Annotated in this window: 27 protein-coding genes; 16 read left to right on the top strand and 11 right to left on the bottom strand. The window is 64.5% G+C overall.

Annotation, left to right across the window (positions count from 1 at the left end):
- The first annotated feature begins 81 nt into the window (after positions 1–81).
- The 5 genes from G015_RS0101190 to hmpA all read left to right on the top strand — a co-directional run bounded on the left by G015_RS0101190 (position 82) and on the right by hmpA (position 4,686).
- Positions 82–600 carry a cytochrome c oxidase subunit II gene (locus tag G015_RS0101190; RefSeq protein ID WP_012981601.1) on the top strand — a complete coding sequence of 173 codons (519 nt, stop codon included), beginning with the start codon at positions 82–84 and terminating at the stop codon, positions 598–600.
- A 6-nt stretch (positions 601–606) separates the two neighbouring features.
- Complete coding sequence (locus tag G015_RS0101185) at positions 607–2,058, top strand: cbb3-type cytochrome c oxidase subunit I (protein WP_012981602.1); 1,452 nt, start codon at positions 607–609, stop codon at positions 2,056–2,058.
- Complete coding sequence (locus tag G015_RS0101180; protein WP_012981603.1) at positions 2,048–2,659, top strand: SCO family protein; 612 nt, start codon at positions 2,048–2,050, stop codon at positions 2,657–2,659. The genes G015_RS0101185 and G015_RS0101180 overlap by 11 nt, the downstream gene beginning before the upstream one ends.
- Entirely contained in the window at positions 2,659–3,276 is a 618-nt protein-coding gene (locus G015_RS0101175; protein ID WP_012981604.1) for a hypothetical protein, read from the top strand. Before G015_RS0101180 ends, G015_RS0101175 begins: the two co-directional genes overlap by 1 nt.
- A 228-nt stretch (positions 3,277–3,504) precedes the next feature.
- The gene (gene hmpA, locus G015_RS0101170; RefSeq protein WP_012981605.1) at positions 3,505–4,686 is read left to right on the top strand and encodes an NO-inducible flavohemoprotein; all 1,182 of its coding nucleotides are present in this window, start codon (positions 3,505–3,507) and stop codon (positions 4,684–4,686) included.
- On the opposite strand, the gene G015_RS0101165 is transcribed toward hmpA, so the two are convergent.
- A complete protein-coding gene (locus tag G015_RS0101165; RefSeq protein WP_012981606.1) occupies positions 4,687–5,511 on the bottom strand; it encodes a gamma-glutamyl-gamma-aminobutyrate hydrolase family protein in 825 nt (274 codons plus the stop codon).
- Positions 5,498–6,490, bottom strand: coding sequence for an amidoligase family protein (locus G015_RS0101160; RefSeq protein ID WP_012981607.1), 993 nt, complete (start codon positions 6,488–6,490; stop codon positions 5,498–5,500). The genes G015_RS0101165 and G015_RS0101160 overlap by 14 nt, the downstream gene beginning before the upstream one ends.
- Positions 6,491–6,601: 111 nt before the next feature.
- Here G015_RS0101160 and folB point away from each other — a divergent pair, with 111 nt between their 5' ends.
- From folB to fetB, 6 genes are all read left to right on the top strand, one after another.
- Complete coding sequence (folB, locus tag G015_RS0101155; protein WP_012981608.1) at positions 6,602–6,967, top strand: dihydroneopterin aldolase; 366 nt, start codon at positions 6,602–6,604, stop codon at positions 6,965–6,967.
- A gap of 254 nt (positions 6,968–7,221) precedes the next feature.
- Complete coding sequence (locus G015_RS0101150) at positions 7,222–7,959, top strand: TorF family putative porin (RefSeq protein ID WP_012981609.1); 738 nt, start codon at positions 7,222–7,224, stop codon at positions 7,957–7,959.
- A gap of 65 nt (positions 7,960–8,024) precedes the next feature.
- Positions 8,025–8,363, top strand: coding sequence for a P-II family nitrogen regulator (locus G015_RS0101145; protein ID WP_012981610.1), 339 nt, complete (start codon positions 8,025–8,027; stop codon positions 8,361–8,363).
- A gap of 37 nt (positions 8,364–8,400) precedes the next feature.
- Positions 8,401–9,654, top strand: coding sequence for an ammonium transporter (locus G015_RS0101140; protein WP_012981611.1), 1,254 nt, complete (start codon positions 8,401–8,403; stop codon positions 9,652–9,654).
- Between the two features lie 202 nt (positions 9,655–9,856).
- Positions 9,857–10,477: an ATP-binding cassette domain-containing protein gene (locus G015_RS0101135; RefSeq protein WP_012981612.1), complete on the top strand. Its 621-nt coding sequence runs from the start codon at positions 9,857–9,859 to the stop codon at positions 10,475–10,477.
- A complete protein-coding gene (fetB, locus tag G015_RS0101130) occupies positions 10,468–11,274 on the top strand; it encodes an iron export ABC transporter permease subunit FetB (RefSeq protein ID WP_012981613.1) in 807 nt (268 codons plus the stop codon). The genes G015_RS0101135 and fetB overlap by 10 nt, the downstream gene beginning before the upstream one ends.
- A 288-nt stretch (positions 11,275–11,562) precedes the next feature.
- Here fetB and G015_RS0101125 read toward each other — a convergent pair whose 3' ends face one another.
- The 3 genes from G015_RS0101125 to speE form a co-directional block, all read right to left on the bottom strand.
- On the bottom strand, positions 11,563–11,847 hold the full coding sequence (locus tag G015_RS0101125) for a type II toxin-antitoxin system RelE/ParE family toxin (protein ID WP_012981614.1): 285 nt from the start codon (positions 11,845–11,847) through the stop codon (positions 11,563–11,565).
- Positions 11,847–12,074: a ParD-like family protein gene (locus G015_RS0101120; RefSeq protein WP_012981615.1), complete on the bottom strand. Its 228-nt coding sequence runs from the start codon at positions 12,072–12,074 to the stop codon at positions 11,847–11,849. Before G015_RS0101120 ends, G015_RS0101125 begins: the two co-directional genes overlap by 1 nt.
- Positions 12,075–12,391: 317 nt before the next feature.
- On the bottom strand, positions 12,392–13,243 hold the full coding sequence (gene speE / locus G015_RS0101115) for a polyamine aminopropyltransferase (RefSeq protein WP_012981616.1): 852 nt from the start codon (positions 13,241–13,243) through the stop codon (positions 12,392–12,394).
- A gap of 315 nt (positions 13,244–13,558) precedes the next feature.
- Between speE and speA the strand changes: the two genes are divergently transcribed.
- From speA to typA, 3 genes are all read left to right on the top strand, one after another.
- Positions 13,559–15,463: a biosynthetic arginine decarboxylase gene (speA, locus tag G015_RS0101110; RefSeq protein WP_012981617.1), complete on the top strand. Its 1,905-nt coding sequence runs from the start codon at positions 13,559–13,561 to the stop codon at positions 15,461–15,463.
- A 4-nt stretch (positions 15,464–15,467) separates the two neighbouring features.
- Positions 15,468–15,716, top strand: coding sequence for a YcgL domain-containing protein (locus tag G015_RS0101105; RefSeq protein ID WP_012981618.1), 249 nt, complete (start codon positions 15,468–15,470; stop codon positions 15,714–15,716).
- Positions 15,717–16,133: 417 nt separating this feature from the next.
- Positions 16,134–17,954, top strand: a complete 1,821-nt coding sequence (gene typA / locus G015_RS0101100) for a translational GTPase TypA (protein WP_018175170.1) — start codon at positions 16,134–16,136, stop codon at positions 17,952–17,954.
- Between the two features lie 443 nt (positions 17,955–18,397).
- Here typA and G015_RS0101095 read toward each other — a convergent pair whose 3' ends face one another.
- Positions 18,398–18,793: a prepilin-type N-terminal cleavage/methylation domain-containing protein gene (locus tag G015_RS0101095; protein ID WP_020146044.1), complete on the bottom strand. Its 396-nt coding sequence runs from the start codon at positions 18,791–18,793 to the stop codon at positions 18,398–18,400.
- 263 nt (positions 18,794–19,056) lie between these two features.
- Between G015_RS0101095 and G015_RS0101090 the strand changes: the two genes are divergently transcribed.
- Positions 19,057–19,542: a tetratricopeptide repeat protein gene (locus G015_RS0101090; protein ID WP_020146043.1), complete on the top strand. Its 486-nt coding sequence runs from the start codon at positions 19,057–19,059 to the stop codon at positions 19,540–19,542.
- Here the strand turns inward: G015_RS0101090 and G015_RS0101085 are convergent.
- From G015_RS0101085 to G015_RS0101070, 4 genes are read right to left on the bottom strand one after another with little or no spacing between them, the layout of a single operon-like run.
- Positions 19,509–20,837, bottom strand: a complete 1,329-nt coding sequence (locus tag G015_RS0101085; protein ID WP_020146042.1) for a hypothetical protein — start codon at positions 20,835–20,837, stop codon at positions 19,509–19,511. The two genes, G015_RS0101090 and G015_RS0101085, sit on opposite strands and share 34 nt — an antisense overlap.
- Positions 20,838–20,889: 52 nt before the next feature.
- Positions 20,890–22,098 (bottom strand): PilX N-terminal domain-containing pilus assembly protein, encoded by a 1,209-nt coding sequence (locus tag G015_RS0101080; RefSeq protein ID WP_020146041.1) that lies wholly within the window; start codon positions 22,096–22,098, stop codon positions 20,890–20,892.
- A 25-nt stretch (positions 22,099–22,123) separates the two neighbouring features.
- Positions 22,124–22,963, bottom strand: coding sequence for a prepilin-type N-terminal cleavage/methylation domain-containing protein (locus G015_RS0101075; RefSeq protein ID WP_083925112.1), 840 nt, complete (start codon positions 22,961–22,963; stop codon positions 22,124–22,126).
- A complete protein-coding gene (locus tag G015_RS0101070; protein ID WP_020146039.1) occupies positions 22,957–23,493 on the bottom strand; it encodes a GspH/FimT family pseudopilin in 537 nt (178 codons plus the stop codon). The genes G015_RS0101075 and G015_RS0101070 overlap by 7 nt, the downstream gene beginning before the upstream one ends.
- A gap of 191 nt (positions 23,494–23,684) precedes the next feature.
- On the opposite strand from G015_RS0101070, the gene G015_RS0101065 reads away from it, so the two are divergent.
- Entirely contained in the window at positions 23,685–24,098 is a 414-nt protein-coding gene (locus G015_RS0101065) for a type IV pilin protein (protein WP_020146038.1), read from the top strand.
- A 41-nt stretch (positions 24,099–24,139) separates the two neighbouring features.
- On the opposite strand, the gene G015_RS0101060 is transcribed toward G015_RS0101065, so the two are convergent.
- Entirely contained in the window at positions 24,140–24,661 is a 522-nt protein-coding gene (locus tag G015_RS0101060; protein WP_020146037.1) for a Tfp pilus assembly protein FimT/FimU, read from the bottom strand.
- Positions 24,662–24,723: the final 62 nt, after the last annotated feature.

Below are 24,723 nucleotides of genomic sequence, written 5' to 3'. Positions count from 1 at the left end.
GCAAAATATATGCATCGTTTGACGGTCGGGGGCGGCATCGGTATAAAGCTGCATCGCGTGTATAACAAAAGGGAGCTCGCGATGCTGCAATCCATCTCGCTGTGGTTGACGATCCTGCTGGTCGTCCCTGTAACGGCCACCTTTCTATGGGTCGCCTTTTCCCGCCCTGCTGCGGTCGATGCCGGTGATCTGACGGCCCGATCCTATCGCCTGCGCGACTGGAGCTTCTGGGTCCTGCTGGCGGTAGTCACCCCGGTGTTTCTGTACACCCTCACCCTGATGCCCTACGGCACCGATCCGGAGGCCGAGGGGGTGCAAGCCGTCAACGTGACCGGCCACATGTGGCGCTGGGACCTGTCGCAGGACGAGTTTCGCGTCGGTGAGCCGGTGCAGTTCCGCGTGACCAGCCAGGACGTGAACCACGGGTTCGCCATCTACGACGAGGACATGACCCTGCTGACCCAGACCCAGGCGATGCCGGGCTACACGAACATCCTCGAGTACACCTTCGAGCAGCCGGGTACCTACCAGGTCCTGTGCCTTGAATACTGCGGCGTCGCGCATCACGCGATGGTCGCTGAACTCACCGTCACGGAGTAAACGGTCATGAGTGATACGACGATGGAACCGGCCGTGCCGCGCGGCGCACGCAACGCGGTGATTACCTATCTGGCGACCACGGTGGTCGTGCTGTTGCTGATGATGGTCTTTGGGCTGCTGATGCGTCTGGAACAGGCGGGCATGGACCTGATGGGAGCCGCCGGCTTCTACCAGGTGCTGACCGCGCATGGCGCCGGCATGGTCGGGGCAGTGGCCCTCGGGTCCAGCGCGGTGATGTGGTACTTCCTGCGTCGTCATGTGGCGTTGTCCACCGGCGTGTTCCTGCTCAATCTGGCGCTGTTCCTGCTGGGGGCGGTGCTGATCCTGGGCGGCATCTTCATTGGCGGCTTTGCCGGCGCCTGGACCTTCCTCTACCCGCTGCCGCAGACCCCGATGGGCCTGTGGACGCAGGCGGCCGCGGCGTCGTTCTTCCTCGGGTTGCTGGCAATCGGCGTAGGCTTCTTGCTGCTGTACATCGATATCGCGCGGGCGCTGATCACGAACTATGGCGGGCTGGGCCGCTCGCTCGGTCTTCCGCAGCTGTTCGGTCGGGCGGGTGATCCGCCACCGCCCGCGGTGGTGGCCAGCACCATGGTGCTGATCGTGAACACCCTCGGCATCGTGGCAGGCGCGGCGATTCTGAGCATGAGCCTGATCAACCTGTACCAGCCGGCTTTCGAGATTGATTCGCTGTGGGCGAAGAACCTGACCTACTTCTTCGGCCACGTGTTCATCAACGCCACGATCTACATGGCGGTCATCGGGGTCTACGAGATCCTGCCCCGTTACACCGGGCGTCCCTGGAAGGTGTCGCGGGTGTTCCTGGCGGCATGGGCGGCTTCTACCGTGATGGTGCTGCTGGTCTACCCGCACCACCTGCTGATGGACTTCTCGCAGCCGACCTCGCTGCACGTGCTGGGGCAGGTGATCTCCTACACGAGTGGTCTGCCGGTACTGCTGGTCACGGCCTGGGGCGCGCTGACCAACGTCTACCGCTCGGGCATCCGCTGGGATATCGCCTCCGGCTTCGTCTTCCTCGGTGTGTTCGGCTGGGCGGCCGGCGTGATCCCGGCCATCATCGACGCGACCATCGTGGTCAACACGGTGATGCACAACACCCTCTGGGTCCCGGGCCACTTCCACTTCTATCTGCTGCTGGGTGTGGTCGCGATGATGTTCGGCTTCATGGCGTGGCTGACCCGTTCGCAGGCGGAGGGCGATGGCTTCTTCGACCGGTTGGGGTTCTGGACCTTTACCGGTGGCGGCCTGGCCCTGGTGGCCGTGTTCCTCTACAGCGGCGCGTCCAGTGTACCGCGACGCTTTGCCGAGCACCTGCCCGAATGGGCGGCCTATGCCCAGCTGGGTTCGGTTGCCGCGGCTCTGGTGATCCTTGGAACGCTGTTGCTGGCGTTGCGTTTCTTCCTCGGACTGAAGCGGGTGGCGAACAATGTGGCGTAATGCGATCTACGGCCTGACCATCATCGCCCTCGGGCTGGGTGGTTTTACCACCCTGTCCCTGGCCACCGACGGTTTTCGTGCGTTTACTGCGGAGGAGGCGCGCCGCCTCGCCGCCCGCGAGAATCCGGCGCCGGTGCCCGCAATGAAGCTGGAGGATGCGCGCGGTGGGGAGTTGGACCTGGCCGAGCTGGGCGATCGCTATGTGGTGCTGGACTTTATCTACACCGGCTGCCACCACGCCTGCACGACGCTGGGGGCAAGCTTCCACCGCATCCAGGAGGCGCTGCCGGAGGATGTGTTGGGCGAACGCGTAGCCTTGCTCAGCATCACCTTCGATCTCGAGAACGACGATGCCGCGCGCCTGCTCGAGTATGGCGAGCGCTTCTCGGCTAACCCCGAGGCCTGGCATCTCGCACGCCCGAAAACCCGAGAGGACCTGGATCGCCTGCTGCGCCACTTCCAGGTGGTGGTGATCCCGGACGGCCAGGACTTCGTGCACAACGGTGCCATTTACGTGGTGGAGCCAGACGCCCGCGTGGCCGGGATTCACGACATCGATGCGGTGGACGACGTGCTGGCCTACCTGGAGCCGCGTTGGTGATGCGGCCGTCCACCGTCTGGGCGGGGCCGGCATTGCTGGCAGTACTCGTCCTGACGCCCCTGAGGCCCTGGCTCGAGGCCAGCCTGATCGGCCACATGCTGGTGCAGATCCCGCTGCTGGTGCTGGCGGGTGCGCTGATGGCCCGGTCGCTGCCGGAGGCCTGGCGCATCCGGGCTGCGCGCCTGGATGCGTACGGGGTGCTGGGACTGCTTCTGGCGCTGTTCGTTGTTGTCTATTGGCTGTTGCCCCGCAACCTGGATGCGGCCGTACTCGAGGCCGGGGCGGGCTGGCTGAAGATCGTGACGCTCGTGCTGCTGGCCGGGATGCCGCTGGGACTGACTGCACCCCTTCTCCCGCTGCTGGTGCGGGGCGTGCTGTGGGTCAAGGGCACGGCCATGTTCTTCGTGATGGGCTGGCTTTACCGCGAGGCGCCGGATCGGCTGTGCAATGCGTACCTGCTGGGCGAGCAATTGATGCTGGGCAACATCATGCTGGGGCTAGGGGCGATCAGTCTGGCTGCAATCCTTGCGCTTTTGTTTTTCGGGCCACCCAATCGGCACCGCCAGGTGGTCGCCGGCGAGACTCTTGATCAGAGTCAATTGTCACGGGCGCTATGAATGGTCCCACCTGTGCCCGGCCATGCGCTGATGGCCGCTCGTGTGCCGCGGGTGTTCGGGCGCCAGGGCAAGCCGATGTCCGGGTGTGTTTCGGAGCGATATCGACGGGATAGCGGTCCCCGTATTGCATGGGGCTGCCCTTAAACACGCATTGGGTATCCATTATTTGACGGCGTCGCAAGTCGCCCGTATAAAGCTGCATCTCGATTAAAACATAAGGAAGCCTACATGCTGTCAGACGACCACAAGGCCATCATCCAGAAGACGGTCCCCATCCTGGAATCCGGGGGCGAGGACCTGACCCGCCACTTCTACAGCATCATGTTCCGCGACTACCCCGAGGTACGGCCCCTGTTCAACCAGGCCCATCAGGCGAGCGGCCAGCAGGCGCGGGCGCTGGCCAATGCGGTGCTGCAGTACGCGCGGCATATCGACGAGATGGAGGCCCTGGGCCCGCTGGTCGGACAGATCGTGAACAAGCATGTGTCGCTGCAGGTGCAGCCGGAACACTACCCGATTGTGGGCGAGTGCCTGCTGCGGGCGATGCGCGAGCTGCTGGGCGAGGAGATCGCGACCGATGCTGTGCTGGAGGCCTGGGGTGCGGCCTACCAGCAGCTGGCGGATATTCTGATCGCCGCCGAGGAGGATGCCTATCAGCAGGCCGAGGCGCAGGCGGGCGGCTGGCGCGGGCTGCGTTCCTTTGTCGTGCGCCGCAAGGTGCCGGAGAGCGAGGAGATCACCTCGTTCTATCTGGAGCCCCAGGACGGCGGGCCGGTCCCACCGTTCCAGCCCGGTCAGTACATCGGGCTGAAGGTGGACATCGATGGCGAAGAGCTGCGCCGAAACTACTCGCTCTCCATCCCGCCGGGTGCGGACGGGTTACGCATCAGCGTGAAGCGGGAGCCGAAAGGCCGGGTATCGCGCTTTCTGCACGACCGCATCCGGGAGGGCGATGTGCTGCAACTCACGCCGCCGGCCGGTGATTTCGTCCTGCGCGAAAGCGATCGTCCGCTGGCCCTGATCTCGGCGGGTGTGGGGATTACCCCGACCATGGCCATGCTGGACCCGGCACTGCAGGCCGGTCGCCGGGTGCACTTCATCCATTGCGCCCGCCACAGCGGGGTCCATGCCTTTCGCGAGCAGGTCGAGGCGCGGGCGCGCGAGCACGATCACCTGCGCCCGTACTTCTGCTACAGCGAGCCTGCCAACGAGGATGCCGCCGATGCGACCGGCTTCCTGACCCGGGACAAGCTCGCCGAATGGCTCCCGCATCGCACGGAGGTCGATGTGTATTTCTTGGGGCCGACGCCCTTCATGCGGCAGGTGCGTCAGCAGCTGCGTGAACTGGGTGTGCCGGACGAGCGTTGTTTCTTCGAGTTCTTTGGCCCGGCCCGGGCCCTGGAAGCCTGATCAGACGGACCGCGTGGCCGCCACCAGCGCACGGAACAGGCGCTGGTGGCGGGTCTTCTGCGGCAGGTATTCGGGGTGCCACTGCACGCCGATACACCAGCCGTGTTCGGCCTCGATCGCCTGGACGACACCTGTCTCCTCGCGCCCGACGATGCGCATCCCCTGGCCCAGTTGGTCCACCGCCTGATTGTGCAGCGCGTTCACATGGATCGCGCCTGCGCCCAGTATCTCGGCCAGATGGCTGCGGCCGTCGAGCATGACCGGCTTGACCGGCAGCAGGCTGCGCGCCTGCGGGGTCTCGACATAGAACTCCGCCAGATCCTGCTGTAGCGTCCCGCCGCGCACCACATTGATCAGCTGCATCCCGCGGCAGATGCCCAGTACTGGCCGGTGCTCGTCCAGCGCGCGATGGATCAGCGCCTTTTCCAGCCGGTCACGCTCCACGTCCAGTACGCCGCCGTGCGACTGGAACATCCGCCGCAGCAGCCACAGCGCGGGATAGAACAGGTACCCGATCAGTCGTTGCGACAGGCGGCGTTCCGCGCCGCGAATGGCCTCGGGGTTCGGGCCCTGAGGCAGCGACTCCCCGTACAGTTCGGGATCGACATCTGCACCGCCGCCGACCACCAGGGCGTCGAACGACCGCTGGGGACGGGGCTTGCCGGGGCGTACGCGCAGGGGGCGTCCGCCGGCGCGCCAGACGGCCAGCGCAGTGAACAGCCAGGCCGGGCCCCCGCCCTGGTCGGGCCCGGTGATCGCAACCACCGGACGCCGTGGCCGCGGGTGGTCGCTCGGGGCCGCGGCATCCTGTTCAGAACCAGCCACGCAGCTTCCTGGCCCAGTCGTCAGCCCAGCGGCCCAGTGCCTGGCTGGGGCGTTCCAGGTACTCGCGGCCCATCCGCTCCAGGCGTTCGCGGTCTGCGGCGAGCCGTTCCACTTCGACCCAGCCGTTAAAGGGGTGGGCCAGGCTCCATTCGGGATCGTCGATCTCGCAGTTGGGCAGGCGATAGTGGAACGCGGGGCGGGCCTTGACCAGCTCATGTTCCACCGGGGCCGCGTCGATGCGTTCCTGGTCCAGTTCGGCATACAGCGGCAGCATGTCCAGCGGCCGATTGCGCGTGGTGTTGTGCGCGAGGTAATGGTCGATCAGTTGCCCCTGGTCCGGCTGGAAGTCCGGGTTCAGGGTCTCACGGACGAAGGTGCCGGGGAACGCGCGGATGTAGGGAGACAGGCGTCTGGCCAGGTCGATCTCGCCCGCGTTCGTCAGCATCTCGTACAGCAGCAGGAAGGCCCGCAGGACATCCAGTATCCAGGCGGCATCGGTGCTGTGAACCTCGATATTGAGCTGCAGCCCGAACGCGTAGAGCAGCGAGCGCTCGGTCCCGAGCGCGCCGGCTTCCTGCAGTGCGGCACGGACGCGGTCCAGGCGCGGGAGCGCCGAGGCCGGTATCGGCGGTGCGACGATCTCGTGCGGTACCAGCCGCCCGGCGGCATCGGCCAGCCAGCGGTCCAGCGCGGCCTCGTCGGAGTCGTCGAGTTCGATCCCCAGCCGCCGCAGGTGGCTGCGATAGGCCCGGTCCTTGAGTACCCGGGCATCCAGCTCGACCCGGAAATCACCCTGGTCTGTATCGCAGACCCGGGCGACGAACGGGCTTTCACAGCGGACCTGCCCGCCGAATTCGGCGCGGATCGCCTCGGCCATGCGCTCGAGCGAGACGCCGGCCATCTCGATCTCCACGCCCACCTTTCGGGGTGACCCTTCCGGATTGTCTGGCCAGGGCAGATCGTGAAAGCGCTCGGGCATCAGGAATGTCCTTGGGAAGCTGCCGCGTCATGATAACGGTTCGGTGTACCTGCTGTGGGCAAGCCAGTACGATAGGCGCCGGCCACCACGGCCGGACCGCGAAGGTACGGGATGGATCGAATCTACCTCAAGGATCTGCGCATTGATGCCGTCGTCGGCGTCTATGACTGGGAACAGCGCATCCAGCGCCCCCTGCGCTTTGATATCCAGCTGGCCACCGACACGCGCATCGCCGCGCACTCGGGCGAGATCACCGATACGGTCGATTACGAGGCGGTGGCCAACGCCGTGCGCGCGATCGTCACGCGCGAGCCCCACGCGCTGCTGGAATCGCTGGCCGAAGAGATCGCGGAGGCCCTGATGGCCGAGTTTCGCACCCCGTGGGTGCGTATCGAACTGGGCAAGCCCGGTGCGGTCGCCGGTGTGGCCGAGGTCGGCATCGTGGTCGAACGCGGCACCCTCCCGGCCTCCGCCTGATCCCTCCGCGTCGGTTCCTGCCGTAGGTCGTCTCGACGCCGGCCGTGCGGCCGGTCACAGATTCCTCATTCTTTGACCCAATATGGTGCGTGTGCACTTTTAGTGCGCACCGCTTTTGTGCGCGCCTGCGTCGTTCCACCGCAACAGGTGTTGTGAAAAGCCGATCTGGCTCCGTTTTCCCGATATGGCACGGCCTGTGCAAGGACCGGGTGTCGACTACGCGACACTCGATTGCACAACTGGGAGAACACAATATGAAGAAGTTCACTCGTTCCGCGCTGGCCGCCGCCATTGTCACTGTCGGCTCCACCGGTGGTGTGGCCTTTACCTCGACTGCCACCGCGGAGCTTTCCGTGAACATTGGGGCGGTCTCCAACTACTACTTCCGCGGTGGTTCGGAAACGGATGGCGGTGCCGCCATCCAGGGCGGCATTGATTATGAACACGAATCCGGATTCTACGTTGGCACTTGGGCCTCCAATGTGGATTTCGGGACTGACGATGAAGGTGTCGAAGATCAAACGAGCTATGAGCTCGATTTGTACCTTGGCTTCGCCGACGAATTTGCTAACGGTTTCGGTTATGACGTCGGCTATGTCTATTACGCCTACCCCGATGCCCGTGATGACAGCGGCTCGCTGAGCGCCGACTTCGGCGAGATCTACGGCGAGCTGAGTTTCGATACCGGCCCCGTCGGCCTGTACACCGGCATTGCGCACGTCGTTACCGATAGCTCCGACTCCGCCCTGGAGCGCAAGGATACGTATTACTACGGCGGCCTCGACATCCCGTTCATGGATGTCTACAGCGTCGGCTTCCTGGTCGGTCGCCAGACCTTCGACGACACCGACGAGAACGACAACTACACCCACTACACCGCGAGCCTCACCCGCGATGCCGGCGACTGGGGCGAGTTCAGCTTCAACCTCGAATACGTCGACGAGTCCGACGAGGACGTTGGTGCCTGGGTGGGCTGGACCAAGACGTTCTAAACCCGGCTTTTCCACTCAAGTAACTGCGGGTCCGCCCTGCGGCGGCCCCGCTCAAGGAGTCCGACATGAAGATGATTACCGCCGTGATCAAGCCGTTCAAGCTTGATGATGTTCGCGAGGCGATCTCGGAGATCGGCGTGCAAGGAATGACCATGACCGAAGTAAAAGGTTTTGGTCGTCAGCGCGGCCACACCGAGCTCTATCGCGGTGCCGAGTACGTGGTCGATTTTCTGCCCAAGGTGAAACTGGAAGTGGCTGTCGACGAAAACCTGGTCGATCAGGTAGTCGAGGCCATTTCCAAGTCTGCCAGTACGGGCAAGATCGGCGACGGCAAGATCTTTATCACCCCGGTGGAGCAGGTCGTGCGGATTCGCACGGGCGAGACCGGCCCGGAAGCCCTTTAAGGGTTTTCGCTCTTCCATCGAATGAGGAATTTCAATCATGGAAATTGAACAACAAGTTGTCGAACTCGCCTATGCGATGGACACCTTTTACTTTCTGGTGGCCGGCGCACTGGTGATGTGGATGGCCGCGGGCTTTACCATGCTCGAGGCCGGGATGGTGCGCACCAAGAGTGTCGCCGAAATCGCTACCAAGAACATCGCCCTGTATTCGATCGCCAGCATCATGTACATGCTGATCGGCTACAACATCATGTACGGCGATGGCCTGAGCTCCGTGATCCCGAGCCTGGGCTTCCTGATCACGGGTGACAATGCCGTGGGTGACGTGCTGGGTAGCGATGGCGACATCTACTACTCCGATCGTGCCGACTTCTTCTTCCAGGTCGTATTCGTGGCCACCGCGATGTCCATCGTCTCGGGTGCCGTGGCCGAGCGGATGAAGCTGTGGGCCTTCCTCGCCTTTGCGGTCGTGCTGACCGGCTTCATCTACCCGATCCAGGGCTTCTGGAGCTGGGGCGAAGGCTTCCTCGACCAGATCGGCTACCTCGACTACGCCGGTTCCGGCATCGTCCACTTCACGGGTGCCGCCGCGGCGCTGGCCGGTGTGCTGGTCCTCGGGGCGCGCAAGGGCAAGTACGGCAAGGACGGCCAGATCAACGCGATCCCGGGCTCCAACATGCCGCTGGCCACCCTGGGTGTACTGATCCTGTGGCTGGGCTGGTTTGGCTTCAATGGTGGCTCCGAACTGAAGGTCTCGGACATCGAGTCCGCCAACGCCGTGGCCGCTGTGTTCGCCAACACCAACCTGGCCGCGGCCGGGGGTGTGGTCGCCGCCTTGATTACCACCCGTCTGGTGTTCGGCAAGGCCGATCTGACCATGGCACTGAACGGCGCGGTCGCGGGCCTCGTGTCCATCACGGCGGAGCCGCTGATGCCCAGCCCGTTCCTGGCGATGATCATCGGTGCCATCGGTGGCGTGATCGTGGTGTTCTCGATCGTCGCGCTGGACAAGCTGAAGATCGACGACCCGGTTGGCGCGATCTCCGCGCACGGTACTGCCGGTATCTGGGGTGTGATGGCGGTGCTGCTGTCCAACCCGGACGCGACGTTCTTTGGCCAGATCGCGGGCCTGCTCGCCATCTTCGCCTTCGTCTTCACGGCCTCCCTGATTGTCTGGGCCATCCTGAAGGCCGTGATGGGTATTCGCCTGAGCGAAGAGGACGAGGACATCGGTGCCGACATCACCGAGTGTGGCCTCGAGGCCTACCCGGAATTCACCGGGAAGCAGTAAACGCTCGAAACGCGAGTAGGGGTTCGGCCCGGAGGGCCGGGTCGAACCCCCAAAGTGTCTCCTCCGACGCCGACAGCAACAGTCTCCCAGGACTCAAGGATGTTGGCTTTCAGGGCGCCTCCCCGGCGCCCTCTTTTTTTGCCCCCGCGAAGCCCCGCGGGTTCGGTTACGATTCCGCTTTCGCCTGACCGGAACCGCCAGCATGGATCGCCTGTTCGAAGCACATGAACTGAAAACGGCCCACCTGGGCCCGCTGGAACTGCAACTCCAGCCGGGCGAGCTGGTGCAAGTCACCGGTGCCTCCGGCTCCGGCAAGTCCCTGCTGCTGCGCGCGCTGGCGGACCTGGACCCGAACACCGGCGAGGTCCGTCTGGCTGGTGCGCCCCGCGACTCGATGCCACCGGTGCAGTGGCGCCGGCAGGTTGCCTATGTACCGGCCGAGACCGCCTGGTGGGACGAGCGCGTGGATGATCATCTGCCCGCCGATTTCTCCCGCGAGACGGTGCTGCACCTGCTGGAGCAGGTCGCCCTTCCGGAAGAGTCCCTGCACTGGGAGGTCGAGCGCCTATCCAGCGGCGAGAAGCAGCGCCTGGGTCTTCTGCGGGCGCTGCTGAATCATCCACGCGTCCTCCTGCTGGACGAGCCCACGGCCAACCTCGACCTGGAGAACACCAGGCGCATCGAGCGCGCGGTACGCACATACCTGGCGGAGGAAGAGGCGGCGGCCCTTTGGGTCAGCCATGACACGCTGCAACGCCAGCGTCTCGGTGGACGCATCCTGACCATCAGCAACGGCAAGCTGGAGGCCCCCGCATGGAGCTGATCTCGCTTTCCCCATTCGACCTGAGCCTGGCGGCGCTGCTGGTCGTCGCGCTGGCCGGGGTGACCGTCTGGGCGCGTATGGGTCTGGGGCGCAGCCTGCTGATCGCCGGGGCGCGTACCGTGATCCAGCTGCTGCTGGTCGGGCTGATCCTGCAGACGCTGTTCGACCACGCCCAGCTTGGCTGGGTGGCGCTGATGGCCGTGGTCATGCTGGCGGTGGCCGGCTACGAGGTGATGGCGCGCCAGCAGCGCCGCTTCGCCGGGCTGTGGGGCTACGGGATCGGCACCGTCACCATGTTCATCTCGGCATTCGCGGTCACGGTGCTGGCACTGACCACCATGGTCGGCCCAACCCCCTGGTGGGAGCCGCAGTACGCGATCCCGCTGCTGGGCATGCTGCTCGGCAACACCATGACCGGCATCGCACTGGGACTGGACCGCCTGACCCAGACCGTCTGGCGCGAGCGCCGAACAATCGAGGGCCGGCTCGCGATGGGGGCCTCCTGGAGCGAGGCGGTGACGACCATGCGCCGCGAGGCCGCGCGCTCCGGCCTGATGCCGACCATCAACGCCATGGCCGCCGCCGGCATCGTCAGCCTGCCGGGCATGATGACCGGCCAGATCCTGGCCGGCGCCCCGCCGGTGGAGGCCGTGAAATACCAGATCCTGATCATGTTCCTGATCACCGCCGGCACCGGCTTCGGCACCCTGGGTGCCGTCTGGTTCGCCTCCCGCCGCCTGTTCGATACCCGCGAGCGCCTGCGCCTCGACCGCCTCAAGGCCGGCCGCCACGCCTAGTCACGAGCTCAATGCACCCTGCGGCGTTTGTGGTGCCCGTCATCGCGAGGCGCGCAGCGCCGTGGCGATCTCCGTGGGCGGCCCTGACGCCGGCCGGGGAAGGCGTCGGGGGGTTCGTTGGGAGATTACTCGCTGCGCTCGCCCTTCGGGCCGGCCGGCGGCCGTTCAACGCGCTTCGCGCTTTTTTGCCACGGCCCCTGCGGGGCCTCGCAATGACGGGTTATTGAAGCCCCGTAGGATGCGCTGAGCGCAGCGAACCGCATCGGTCAGATACACGTCCGGGCGGCATTAAGAATCGCGTTTCAGGTCCCGGTAGAAGTTCTCGTGTGTCCCCAGCAGGAGCAGGTGGCGCGTGCGAGGATCGTACTCATAGGCGAGCAGCATCAGTTGCCCGCGTGATTTGAACTTGTAAACCATGACCCCCGCCAGATCCCCTTTCTTGCTGGTACCCAGCTCGGGGTCGCGGATGATGTCGGCGACCGCGTCGTCCACGTCCGCCTTCTGGGCAGGGTGCAGGCGCTTGTAAGCGCGTCGGAATCGGGTGCTTTGCAGCACCTCCACGCCTGTAGTCATCAGTCGCGCTGGCCCTCGGGCGTGAACGGCGTGGCCAGCTCCCGGCCCTCGGCACGCGCGATCAGGAGTTCACAGATGAAGTCGATGGGCAGGTCGGGATTGTCCATGGCGGTACGCCCGACCTCGGCCCAGAACTCGATCTGGCCGGCGATGGTTCGGTGCTCGGCCTTCGCGTGGGCGCGGGCCTGCTGGTAGAGCGTTTCATCAATGCGGACGGGCAAACTCATGGCCTGCTCCTATTGCTACAAATGTAGTAATGGTAGCGCGCGCCCGAATTGCCAGCAAGAAAACGCCCGGATTGGTGCACCCTGCGGCGTTTGTGGTGCCCGTCATCGCGAGGCGCGCAGCGCCGTGGCGATCTCCGTGGGCGCCCTGACGCCGGCCGGGGCAGACGTCGGGGGTTTCGTTGGGAGATTACTCGCTGCGCTCGCCCTTCGGGCCGGCCTGCGGCCGTTCAACGCGCTTCGCGCTTCTGTGCCGCGGCCCCTGCGGGGCCTCGCAATGACGGGTTATTGAAGGGCCCCGTCAGGGGCCTGGCGCGCGATCAGGCGAACAGCTTGCGACGGAAGAACTCCGGAGTAGCACCGGCGGCGCGGTGGATCGCGGCGTTGTAGTAGTGCGTGACAAACGGCAGTTCCTCGGCCGCCTCTTCGCGCAGGAATGACACCGGACAGTCCTTCGCGGCGATGGTGCAGGTCCACCAGCCGGAGGGGTAGGTGGCCTGCGGGAAGTGCATCGTCAGGGCGTCGATGAAATTCGCCGCGCGCAGGCTGTCGTGCATCGGGCGGATGATGCTGTCGGTGTGCAGCAGCGGCGATTCGCTCTGCTGCACCAGCAGGCCATCCGCGCCCAGGGCCTTCACGCAGTCCCTGTAGAACGCGGTGGAGAACAGGCCCTCGGCCGGGCCGACCGGGTCGGTGGAGTCGACAATGATCACGTCGATGGAGCCGGGGGCGGCGTCCTTCAGGTACTGCACGCCGTCATCGAACAGCAGCTCGGCGCGCGGGTCGTCGTTGGCATCGCACAGCTCGGGGAAGTACTGCTCGGACAGGCGCGTGACGCGTTCGTCGATGTCCACCTGGACGGCCTTTTCGACCTCGTCGTGCTTGAGCACCTCGCGCAGGGTGCCGCAGTCGCCGCCGCCGATGATGACCACGTTCTTCGGTGCGCTGTGCGAATACAGCACCGGGTGCGACATCATCTCGTGGTAGATGAAGTTGTCGCGGCCGGTGAGCATCACGCAGTCGTCGATCACCATCAGGTTGCCGAAGGCCTCGGTCTCGTAGATCTCGATCTTCTGGTACGGGGTCTGTTCCTCGTGCAGCTTCTGCTTGATGCGCAGGGACAGCGCCATGTCTTCGTGCGGTTCGCTGAACCAGTTGTTGTCGAGTGCCATTGGCGGCTCCCCTTGCCGGTGCGGTGGACGGTATGATGCGCCGCTATGATAGTGCCCTGTATCCTGCGGGCAACTCCGCTCTTCTCGTCATTGCGAGGAGCCGAAGGCGACGACGTACAAAAGCAGCGAAGCTGCGTTGAACGGCCGCCGGCCGGCCCGAAGGGCGAGCGTAGCGAGTAATCTCCTGAATGAGGGCAATGCGCCTGGTTGCCCTGATCGCCCCTGGTGTTCGGGGGGGATGATGAAGGCGATTGCCACGTCGCTTCGCTCCTCGCAATGACGGGGCTTTCCTAGCTTTTGAAATCCGGGAACACCATGACCGTCACGCCCTGGAATCTGGACGAGGCCCGCGCCACCTACGGGATCGATCACTGGAACGGTGGCTTCTTCGAGGTGAACGCCGCGGGCAATGTGGCGATGCGCCGCGCGGACTGGCCGGATCACCCCGGCGTGGACCTGTACGAGCTGGCGGGTCGCCTGCGCGAGGAGCATGTGGGTCCGCCGGTGCTGGTGCGGTTCCAGGACGTGCTGGACGGCCGGGTACGCCGCCTGGCGCGGGCCTTCGACGCCGCCGCGCGCGAGCTGGAGTACGAAGGCGCGTTCACCGCCATCTACCCGATCAAGGTCAACCAGCAGCGCAGCGTGGTGGACCAGATCCTGGCGGCCGGCGATCAGCCGGATGCCGAGGGGCTAACCCCGCGTGTGGGGCTGGAGGCCGGCAGCAAGCCGGAGCTGATGGCCGTACTGGCGCAGTCGCGCCCGGGTGCGGCGATCATCTGCAACGGCTACAAGGACCGCGAATACGTGCGCCTGGCGCTGATCGGGCGCCAGCTCGGGCACCGCGTGTACATCGTGATCGAGAAGCCCTCCGAGCTGGAGGAGGTGATCCGCCAGGCCGAGGCCATGCAGGTCGAGCCGCTGCTGGGCCTGCGCGTGCGCCTGGCCTCGATCGGCAAGGGCAAGTGGCAGAACACCGGCGGCGAGAAGGCCAAGTTCGGCCTGTCGGCGGCGGACGTGCTGGGCATCCTGGGGCGCCTGCGTGGCCTCGGCTGGCTGGACCGGCTGCAATTGCTGCACTTCCACATGGGCTCGCAGATCGCGAACATCCGCGACATCCAGAATGGCATGGGCGAGGCGGCCAGCTACTTCGCCGCGCTGACCGAGGCCGGTGCGGCCCTGCGGGTGGTGGATGTCGGCGGCGGTCTCGGAATCGACTACGAGGGCTCGCGTTCGCGCAACGAGTGCTCCATCAACTATTCGGTGGAGGAGTACGCGCTGAACATCCTGCGCCCGCTCAAGCGCATCTGCGAGGAGCAGGGCCTGGCCATGCCCGAGGTCTTCAGTGAGTCCGGCCGCGCCCTGACCGCGCACCACGCGGTGCTGATCACCAACGTGATCGACTGCGAGCCGGCCCCGGGTGATGGCGACGTCCCGCCCGCCGAGAATGGCGAGCTGCCCGAGATCGCCGCCATGCGCGCCCTGCTGGAGGACGGCGAGCGCCCGGCCTCCGAGATCTACCACGATGCCGCCTACGGCCTGTCCGAGGTGCAGGCACGCTTTGCCCGCGGGATGCTGTCGCTGGCGGACCGTGCCCGCGCCGAGGCGATCTACTTCGCCCTGTGCCAGCGCCTGCTGGCGCGGCCCGAGGCCCTGCCGGCGGAGATCCACGCGGAACTGACCGACAAGCTGGCGGACAAGGTCTTCTGCAACTTCTCCGTGTTCCAGTCGATCCCGGACACCTGGGCGATCAACCAGATCTTCCCGATCATGCCGCTGCACCGGCTGGCCGAGCGGCCCACCCGGCGCGCGGTATTGCAGGACCTGACCTGCGACTCCGATGGCCACATCGAGCACTACGTGGAGCGCGAGGGCACGCATACCACGCTCGCCCTGCACCCGTGGAACGACCGCGAGCCGTACTACCTCGGCATCTTCCTGGTGGGCGCCTACCAGGAGATCCTTGGGGATCTGCACAACCTGTTCGGCGACACGGATACCGTGAACGTTGAGCTGCTGCCCGAGGGCGGGTACCGACTGGTCGACCCGGAGCGTGGCGACACCGTCGACGAACTGCTCTCCTATGTGCACTTTGCCCCGGATGACCTGCGCCGCACCTTCCGCGCCAAGATCGACGCCGCCGGCCTGCGTGGCGAGGCCGCGGGCCGGCTGCTGGCGGAGCTGGAACAGGGCCTGACCGGCTACACCTATCTCGAGGACTGAACCCATGCAGTGCTATGTCTACCGCGCGACCCGGCGCGCCGATACCTACGTCTACCTGCCGCAGAAGGACGACTTCTCCGAGCTCCCCGATGGCCTGACCCGCGCCCTCGGCCGTCTCGAATTCGCCCTGGAGTTCGAGCTGACCCCGGAGCGCGCCCTGGCCCAGGAAGACCCGCAAAAGGTCTTGGCCAACCTCGAGGAGCAGGGTTTCCACCTCCAGCTCCCGCCCCCGGAAGACGAACCCAGCACCTGATCTCCCGCGCGGTCGCCCGCACATGGCGCCGCCAACCCCCTCGAACCGACCCTTGCTCGGGCTATCCCGGACCCTCGAAGCCTCCACACGGTCATCCCGGAAACCGCCAAGCGGTTATCCGGGATCTCATGCGTCGGGGTATTCCCAACCCTTGAGGCCGATCCGGCGCGGGAGATCCCGGCTCTTCGCTGCGCTGCGGCCGGGATGACCAGGGCAGGGTGACTGTGGGCGGGGTAACGAGGTGAATCGGTTGCGGCCGAGGGCGCCGGTTACCGATGCAGGGCGGGTGGCCGCTGTGCTTCCCTGGCGGCGAGTGAAGGCGAAGGAGCCTGCGCACAAAACAGGGAAGTCGCAGCGCGGTCACGAATAAGTCTGTATAGTGTCGGCCCTTTTGCCAGTATCCAGAGTTCGTATTCCATGACCGAGAAGCTTCGCAACATCGCCATCATCGCCCACGTTGATCATGGCAAGACCACGCTGGTCGACCAGCTCCTGCGCCAGTCCGGCACGCTCGATGCGCGCGGCGACCACGGCGAGCGGATCATGGATTCGAACGCGATCGAGAAAGAACGCGGGATCACCATCCTGGCCAAGAACACGGCCATCGAATGGCAGGACTACCGCATCAACATTGTCGACACACCCGGACACGCCGACTTCGGTGGCGAGGTCGAGCGCGTCCTGTCCATGGTCGACTCCGTGCTGCTGCTGGTGGACGCGGTTGACGGCCCGATGCCGCAGACCCGCTTCGTGACCCAGAAGGCCTTCGCGATGGGCTTCAAGCCGATCGTGGTGGTCAACAAGGTCGACCGCCCCGGCGCGCGCCCGGACTGGGCCGTGGACCAGGTGTTCGACCTGTTCGATCGCCTCGGCGCGACCGACGAACAGTTGGACTTCCCCATCGTGTTCGCCTCCGCCCTGAACGGCTTCGCCGGCATGGATTCCAGTGTCACCGAAGGCGACATGACCTGTCTGCTGGAGACGATCGTCGAGCATGTGTCCCCGCCGAACGTCGACGCCGACGGCCCGTTCCAGATGCAGGTCTCCTCGCTGGACTACAACTCCTACCAGGGCCTGATCGGCATCGGCCGCGTGAAGCGCGGGCGCATCAAGCCGAACACCCCGGTCAAGGTGGTAGACCGCGAGGGCAAGGTGCGTAATGGCCGCATGCTGCAGATCATGGGCTTCCATGGCCTGGAGCGTGTCGAGGTCGCGGAGGCCCGCGCCGGCGACATCATTACCTTCACCGGCATGGACGAGCTGTACATCTCCGACACCCTGTGCGACCCGAATAACGTCGAGGCGATGGAACCGCTGACCGTGGATGAGCCGACGGTGACCATGACCTTCCAGGTCAACACCTCGCCGTTCGCCGGGCGCGAAGGCAAGTACGTGACCTCGCGTGTGCTGCGCGACCGCCTGCTGGAAGAGCTCAAGCACAACGTCGCCCTGCGCGTGGAAGAGACCGACGACGCTGACAAGTTCAAGGTCTCCGGGCGTGGCGAACTGCACCTGGGCATCCTGATCGAGAACATGCGCCGCGAAGGCTACGAGCTGGGCGTCTCGCGCCCGGAAGTGGTCATCAAGGAAGTGGACGGCGTGAAGCAGGAGCCCTACGAGGCCGTCACCGTTGACGTCGAGGAGCAGCACCAGGGCACGATCATGGAAAAGCTCGGCGAACGCCGCGGCGACATGACCAACATGGTGCCCGACGGCAAGGGCCGCGTGCGCCTGGACTTCATCATCCCGTCGCGCGGGCTGATCGGCTTCCAGACCGAGTTCATGACCGCGACCTCCGGCACTGGCATCCTGCACCACATCTTTGACCACTACGGCCCCTATCAGCCGGGTGCGGTCGCCTCGCGCCAGAACGGCGTGCTGATCGCCAACGCCGCCGGCAAGGCGCTCGGCTTTGCCCTGTTCAACCTGCAGGATCGCGGCAAGCTGTTCATCGGCCCCGGCGACGAGGTCTACGAAGGCATGGTGATCGGCCTGCACTCGCGCGAGAACGACCTGGTCGTCAACGCGCTCAAGGCCAAACAGCTGACCAACATCCGCGCCGCCGGCACGGACGAGAACATTCAGCTGACCCCGCCGATCCGCATGACGCTGGAGCAGGCCATCGAGTTCATCGACGACGACGAACTGGTCGAGGTCACGCCGGAAAACATCCGCATCCGCAAGAAGTTCCTGCTCGAGCACGAACGCAAGAAGGCCGCCCGCGCCGCCTCGGCATAAGGCCTACGCCAGCGCCCCGTCAGTGGGCCAGGGAAAAAGCGCCCGGTCGGGTCATCCGCTGGGCGCTTTTTTTGTGTTTATAGTCAGCGCGCGCCTTGCGGTGTATCAGGCAAGAGACAAGCTCTGACCCCTCTGGCCGCACTCGTCTTGCAGGGCCTCAGGCAAAAGGCAGGCTCTGATCCCTCTGTGCTGGATCGGTAGTCACCAGAGGGGTCTGTTCCGGTTCCATCCGAGCTGCCAGTAGCCGGTCGAAAGCGTCGCGGTGGTCGCTTTCGTGGGGGGGGGCAAAGGCCTGCCGCGTGTGCCTTCACCTACAGATCTATGAGATACGGGGGTGAAACCTCCGGGGTTGAGGTGAGAGCTTCTTCGCGGGCAAAAAAAGGCCCCGGAAACCCGGGGCCCTACCATGCTCTGCTAACGGGGGTTAGCTATTTCCAGGGGCATCAGTCTTCGCATCCGCGGATGTCTTGGTCGCCATAACCGTCCGCGACGCAAGTGTCGACGATGCCTTCGTCGTTCACGTTCAGGGTGATCGATCCGCGGCCACTGCTGTCGGATACGATCGTGGCCCCGTCCCAATTCGGGGAGCTACCAGTAAGATCGGCATCAACTGCGCTTGTCGAGCAGAAGTCCGAGTCCGTGTCGCGCCCAGTCTGGATCGCTTCGGCCACGCAGGTCAGAACGCCACGCGCTTCGGCGAGGTCCGCACCGCCGGCGGCGCGGTCAGTGTAGTTCTGGTATGCCGGCAGCGCGATGGCGGCCAGGATGCCGATGATCGCGACGACGATCATCAGTTCGATCAGGGTGAAGCCCTGTTGGTTGGTTGGTGCCTTGGTCATGTCGATCCCCTTGTGTTCTTGATAGAGGCGTCCGTGCGGAGCCCGTTAAATGTTAAGCATGGAGCGTGCCACAATTGGGAATCGGTGGTTTGGCTTGGTTTTTTCTGTGAAGCGAGGCGCGCCGAGTGCCGGTGGCACAGGTTCCGGGCGGATGTGGCACAGGTTTCCGACCTGACATGCTTTGTGGTGGCACAGGTTGTAACGTGTGACACTCGTCACAAGTTGGCTGGCGTGCTCTGTACTGGAGAGGTTGGGAGGCAGTGATGCACTGGGTGTCGATCGATACGGCGATGCGGATAACGGGACTGGCTCGGCGCACGCTCTGGCGGCGCGTGGCTGGGCATCCGGAGTGGAAGCGCAACCTTGACGAGCCCCTGCAGCGGGCGCAGATCGCCGTGGAGGCCCTGCGCGGGGATCTGTTGTTCGAGCCGGCGGGTGATGATCTTGCGGTGCTGGAGGCAGCGGACCGGCGCGATCCGGAGGCGATGCACGATCTTGCCTTGCTGTTGCTGGAGGCGGGCGAGGCACAGGCGAGCCACGGCTGGCTGCAGCGCGCGGCCGAGGCCGGGCATGCCGATGCGATGCACTGGCTGGGGCGCTGCTATGTGTCGGGCGAGGGAGTCGCGCTGGACCCCGGCCTGGGACTGGAGTGGCTGCGGCGCAGCGCCGCCCAGGGGCATGTCATCTCGCGCCGGCAGCTTGAGGCCCTGAATCGTCAGAAATCGGGTTCCCCGCACTCCTCATTGTGATCGTCCCCTTCCGGGGTGAAGCAGTAGTTTTGTCCGATGTTTCGGTTTTCTGTGAGAAGCGCTCGTAGGCCTTCAGGGAGATTTCCGCAGGAACCGTCTGTGAGAGCGAAATGGTGCCCGAATCCATCTGTGGACTCTCCGGGGTTGTAATACTCTTCCCCGGGTAGAGCCTCCGCGGAAACGCTGAAGCCTGCCTGGGCGCCGAGCGCCGCGCCCTGTGCAATGCCCTGCTGGGGCGTTTCCGCGCGGTAGCGGCGACGGTCGATGTCGATGAGGTGGCGAGATCCCCAGCCCTCGACGGGGTAGCCCGCCGGTTCGGCCTCGTCCGGGTCCCCTAGGCAGACGTTGTAGCTGGGCTGTCGACCGGTAGCGCTAAAGTCCCGGCGCAGCAGCTCGGTGTTTCCATACCAGTTGGCGCCGGCAAAGCATTGATAGAACATCAAGGCGGCACCTTCGAAATCGTTGTTGCCGGAACCGCTGAGCTCGAGAACGTCCTCGACAAAGTTTTCGGGGGCGATGATCTGATCCGCGTCGATTCGGCTGTTGATGCAGGCTTGAATCGTTCGAGTGTCGGAGCGGACGACCTCGAAATCCTCCAGGTTTTGATCGTCGTCGTCACCCGCACGAAACACAAAGCCCGAGATTGTGGCAAAGCCGATGCCATCGGGGTCGGTGATCTCGATAATGACGTCGTCGCTGCGGACAATCTGGCGCCGCCCGTCCTCGCCGCGATAGCGCTCCTCGTAATCCTGGAAAACCGTGCGGGTCGTTACATCCGGGTCGCCGGGGTCGAGTGGCTCGGTGCCGGTGCGTTCGCGTCCACTGTCCGGGCTATCCTGTTCCCCGCCAGGCAGGCGGCCACGCGCGATGTTGCCGATATCGCCGAGGTCGTCCCAGGCGATGTTGCTGGTCACGTTGATCTGCTCGCGCTGGCCCCAGGGGCTGTCCCAGGAGACGGTGACTTCGACGTTATGCAACGCGGGGTTGTCTCCGGCGTCGGGATATTCGGCGATGGATCGTTCGATGGAGAAAACGGCGTTGGTGCCCTCGTGGTTGTCGCTGCTGCCGCCGGTGATCAGTCGCTCCGGGTTTCCGCGCAGGCGTTCGATCTCCGCGCTGGCCAGGCGTACGGCCTCGGAGCGTGTCTTGGTCTCGGCTGCGCCGGTGATGAGCTCGCCGTGCAGTTTGGCGATTGCCAGCAGGCCTACCGATACAACGGCCAGGGCGATCAACGCTTCGATCAGGGTGATCCCTGCGATTCGCGTGCGGCCACAAGGGGTTGCCAGACGATTCATGATGTTTTCCTCGTTCCCTGCGTCATGCGGGGCATTGAGCTTTCAGGGCGCTTCACTGGGCAAGCCAGTCGCGCCACGAGCCCGTTACCGCCCCGCGGCGGCCTACGTTGCTGGCGCCGCCTGCGGCAACAGGGTCGAAAATGAAGCGGGCGTTACCGGCTTGAAACTCGGGGTCGTCTTGTTCCTCGATCGTCGCTTCCCGTTCCACGATGGCTGCACCGTAGAATTTGGGCGTTCCTCGTGAGATGAGGTCTTCTCTTACGTAGAGGACGCCGTGAAATTCCTCTAGACGCCCCCCGGCGGTCACATTCAGATTCCCATCCACGATCATTACAACCGGATTGTCGCGGGATCCGATGGTGCCTGAGAGTCCGTCAACGTCTCCGTCTACCCAGATGGTCTGGCCGTTGTATTCAGGTCCGAGTTCTCTCGGAAGCTCGCCCTCGGCAAAGTGGTGGGTCACGAAGTTGTCTCTGTATTCTTGCCGTGACGCGCCCATGAACATTTCAAAGAAATCGTCCCCGGATATGTTCATGGATGGGTCAAAATCAAGAACGTCTACCCCGGTTCGGTTCATGTTGCTCATCTCTCGATAGATGGAATCTCCCGGCTCGGGTACAGGGTCGTCGTGAGAAGGTGCGTTCCGGTCAAGCTGTCGCATGTAGGTCGTGCCCGCGCTTCCGGAGATGTCCAGCGCGCCACCGGTTCTGATTGTGAGGTTGTTGTAGGCGTTCAACACTTTCGCGTTGCCCCGAATATCGAGCCCCCCGCGAGTGATGATTGGATTGTTGGGCGGGTTGCCCAGTGACGGCCCGGCTTTCATGGTGACCAGTACCGCCTGCGAGGCCGATTCGTCATCACTCCAGCCGCAGGCCATGACGACAAACTCGCGGTTGTTAAAGTCCGAAGGCAGGGCGGGTGCCGAGAACTCGCCGGTGGTCTTGGAGCAGCCATCGGGATCCTGGTCGAGCGAGTAGTACGCGACGCGATAGGGGCCGTTGGCATTGCTGTTGACCGTAGCCGGGTCGTAGTTGCCCCGGCGGATGTGGTCCATGGCAGTCTCGAGACCGCTCTGCGCGGCCGCAGCGGTTTGCTTGGCCCGGATCTCGTTACCCGACATGCGCTGTTCGAGCACCGAGGTCTGTGCGGCGAAGATGACCGTCAGGGTGACGGCCACCATGATGATCAGGGCAATCAGGAGCGATGCGGCGCCATCGCTGCGATTGCCGAGGTGGTGGTAGCTGGATCTGGCTGCAAACATGGATTTTGCGCTCCGGAGGTTCGGATCAGGGTGCCCAGATCACACGATGGTTACGCGCCTTGGCGCTCTCGTTCAGGAACGTGCGGGTGGACGAGTCCTGCGCGTGTTCGGCCTCAAGCAGGATGTTGATGCGGCGCATTTCCACCAGTACGTCACCCGACTGGGTCTCATCTGGCGGGTTGCTGCAGGCGGGCGTCGAGGTTTCGCTGTCCGTGACCTGGCGGTAGGCGCCGTTGTCGGCGGATGCGTTCATGCAGACGGACCCCGCAGTGGAAAATCGCAGCTGCGACACCCGGGTCGTTTCCGGGTCCGTGATGGGTTCCCAGCCACTGCTCCGGTTGCACACGCTGTTGGAGGTTTGGTCGTGGCTGGAATGGAGGATCTGAATGACGCCATCGCGGAGCCGATAGCCAAATACGTACTGCTCGTTCTCGGCCGAAAGGTCGCTCAGGTCGTAGGGATGGTTTTCGCCTGGCGCATAACTGAAGGTGGGGTCATATGCCATCAGCAGGCAGTCATCGCCGTGGATTCGGATGTCACGTACCGGTGGGTCGTCCGCGCGCATGAACGGATTGTCCGGAAGGTCGTTTTCTTCTTGCCGGATGCGGCTGGGGTGAGAGTAGCCGGATCGCCGTATGTCGTTGATCATCATGTCCATTGCCACCCGTGTCTCTTGGGTCAGACGGGCTTCTTGTGTGACAAAAATCGCGCCGCGGATGACGGTGATGTAGAGCGCAGCGACGGCGGCGATGACCAGGGTGGCGACCAGAATGCCGACCATGAGCTCCACGAGCGTGAAGCCATGCTGGCCTCCCCGACCAGGGGCCCTGTTGGGGACTGTTGTCAGGCTGCGGCGTCTCAACATGTGCTGTACCCCGCCCGTCCACTGTCGATGCCGCAGGCACGGGGACGTCCGATGGTGTTGACCTGAACTTGCATGCCGAAACCCCGGGGAGAGGCAAAATCAATCTCGGCGGGGGCACCATTGATGGCGGTCCCGCGGACATGGCTGAACTGAATTTCGACGCTCCCGCTCGGCATTGTGATATTGCGGAACTGGTCGGCGCGCACAGTGCGTTCAACCGGTTCCTCGTCGCCTGCCAGTAGCACCCTGCAGGAATCAGCCACCGTGCAATCGCAGTCGGGCGAGTCCGAAATGGCGTGACACCACTGCTCCCCGCCTTCGGCGACGAAATAGACATCGCGGCCCTGTTTGATGGATTCGGTCCGGGCGAGCTGGACCTGGTGCAGTGCACTCTCGGCGGCGCCGACCACCTGTCGCTGTTCAATCATGTTGAAGACCGGGACGGAGAAGGTCAGCAGGATCACCATGACGGCGATCGTGACCATCAGCTCGATCAGCGTGAACCCGGACTGTCGGGGAGGGGTGGCCATGCACGGCTCCTGTTCGGAGTGCCGGAATATAACGTCTTCTATTATACGGTTTGGGGTATGTTCGGCATGGGCTGCGGCTACCGCTCAGGGGGCAAAATAAACCCTTCGCAGGTCTGCTTGAGGGCGATCGGCCCGGCTTGTGGTGGAATCGGGTGGAGGCTCCAGGGCTGTTTTCAGAGGGAGAGATCGGGATGAAAGAGATACGACGCCAGACGGCCGGATTTACGCTGATCGAGCTTATGGTTGTAGTGGTGGTGATCGGGATTCTGGCGGCGATTGCGTACCCCGCCTACCAAAACTATGTCCTTAAGGCGCAGCGAGCCGATGCCCATGACGCCTTGATGCAGGTGCAGCTACGGCAGGAACGGCACAGGGCCAATAATCCCGAGTATGCGGAATCTTTCGGAGACCTTGGGCTTAACGACATGTCGGACGACGAGCACTACAGCCTGACACTGGACGGCGTTTCCAGGTCCGGCTACACGGTGACGGCGAAGCCGATCAGCAGCTTTCAGAAAAAGGATGTTTGTACGTCGATTTCGTTGACTGTGACTGGCGGGTCCGCTAAGCGGGATGCCAAACCATCGCGAGAGGAATGCTGGTAGTTGGATGTTGCCCTTCTCTCTGTGGCGCGCCGGGAGCGGTGTCAGCATCCTTGCAAGGGCTCGCTCCGCGGCCGGCCGATGCTGCTGACGATCACGCTTCGGCCCTCCGCCGATTGCCCGCATATGGTAAAGCTGCCCATCTGGAGGGCGCCGCTGGTGCGTTGGGTTGTGCCACGTGGTACGTACGATACGTAGTTCCGCACCGGTGAATTGCCGCTGATCTGCACGTCTGTAAGACCCGGCGCGGCGTGCCCGATGAGCGGCTCGCCGTCCATTCGGTCTCCCGTATTCCCCTGATCTGCAAACCATATCCAGCCATCTGCCCAGACGCCGTCATCGCGGCAGGTCTTGCCGTCGTTGGACGGGCAAAGGGTGACGCGCTCGTTCCGCTTGAGCGCTTCGCTTCGCGCCAGGTGCATGGCGTTGAGCAGGCTGTTGGTGGCGCCGATGACGCGCTGGCGCTCGAGCATCTGGCTGAAGGCCGGGGCGGCCAGCATTGCCAGGATGGCGAGCACGCCAATGGTGACCATCAGTTCGATGGCCGTGAAGCCTTGGTGGCGCATCGCTTCTCCTCCCTGAGATCGCGTGCAAGCCCGAGCCTAGACCACCTTCACGTCTTCCACCA

It is taken from the genome of Thioalkalivibrio sp. ALJ15 (assembly GCF_000383695.1).
Lineage (GTDB): Bacteria > Pseudomonadota > Gammaproteobacteria > Ectothiorhodospirales > Ectothiorhodospiraceae > Thioalkalivibrio.
This window is presented reverse-complemented; position numbering and strand designations above follow the sequence as displayed.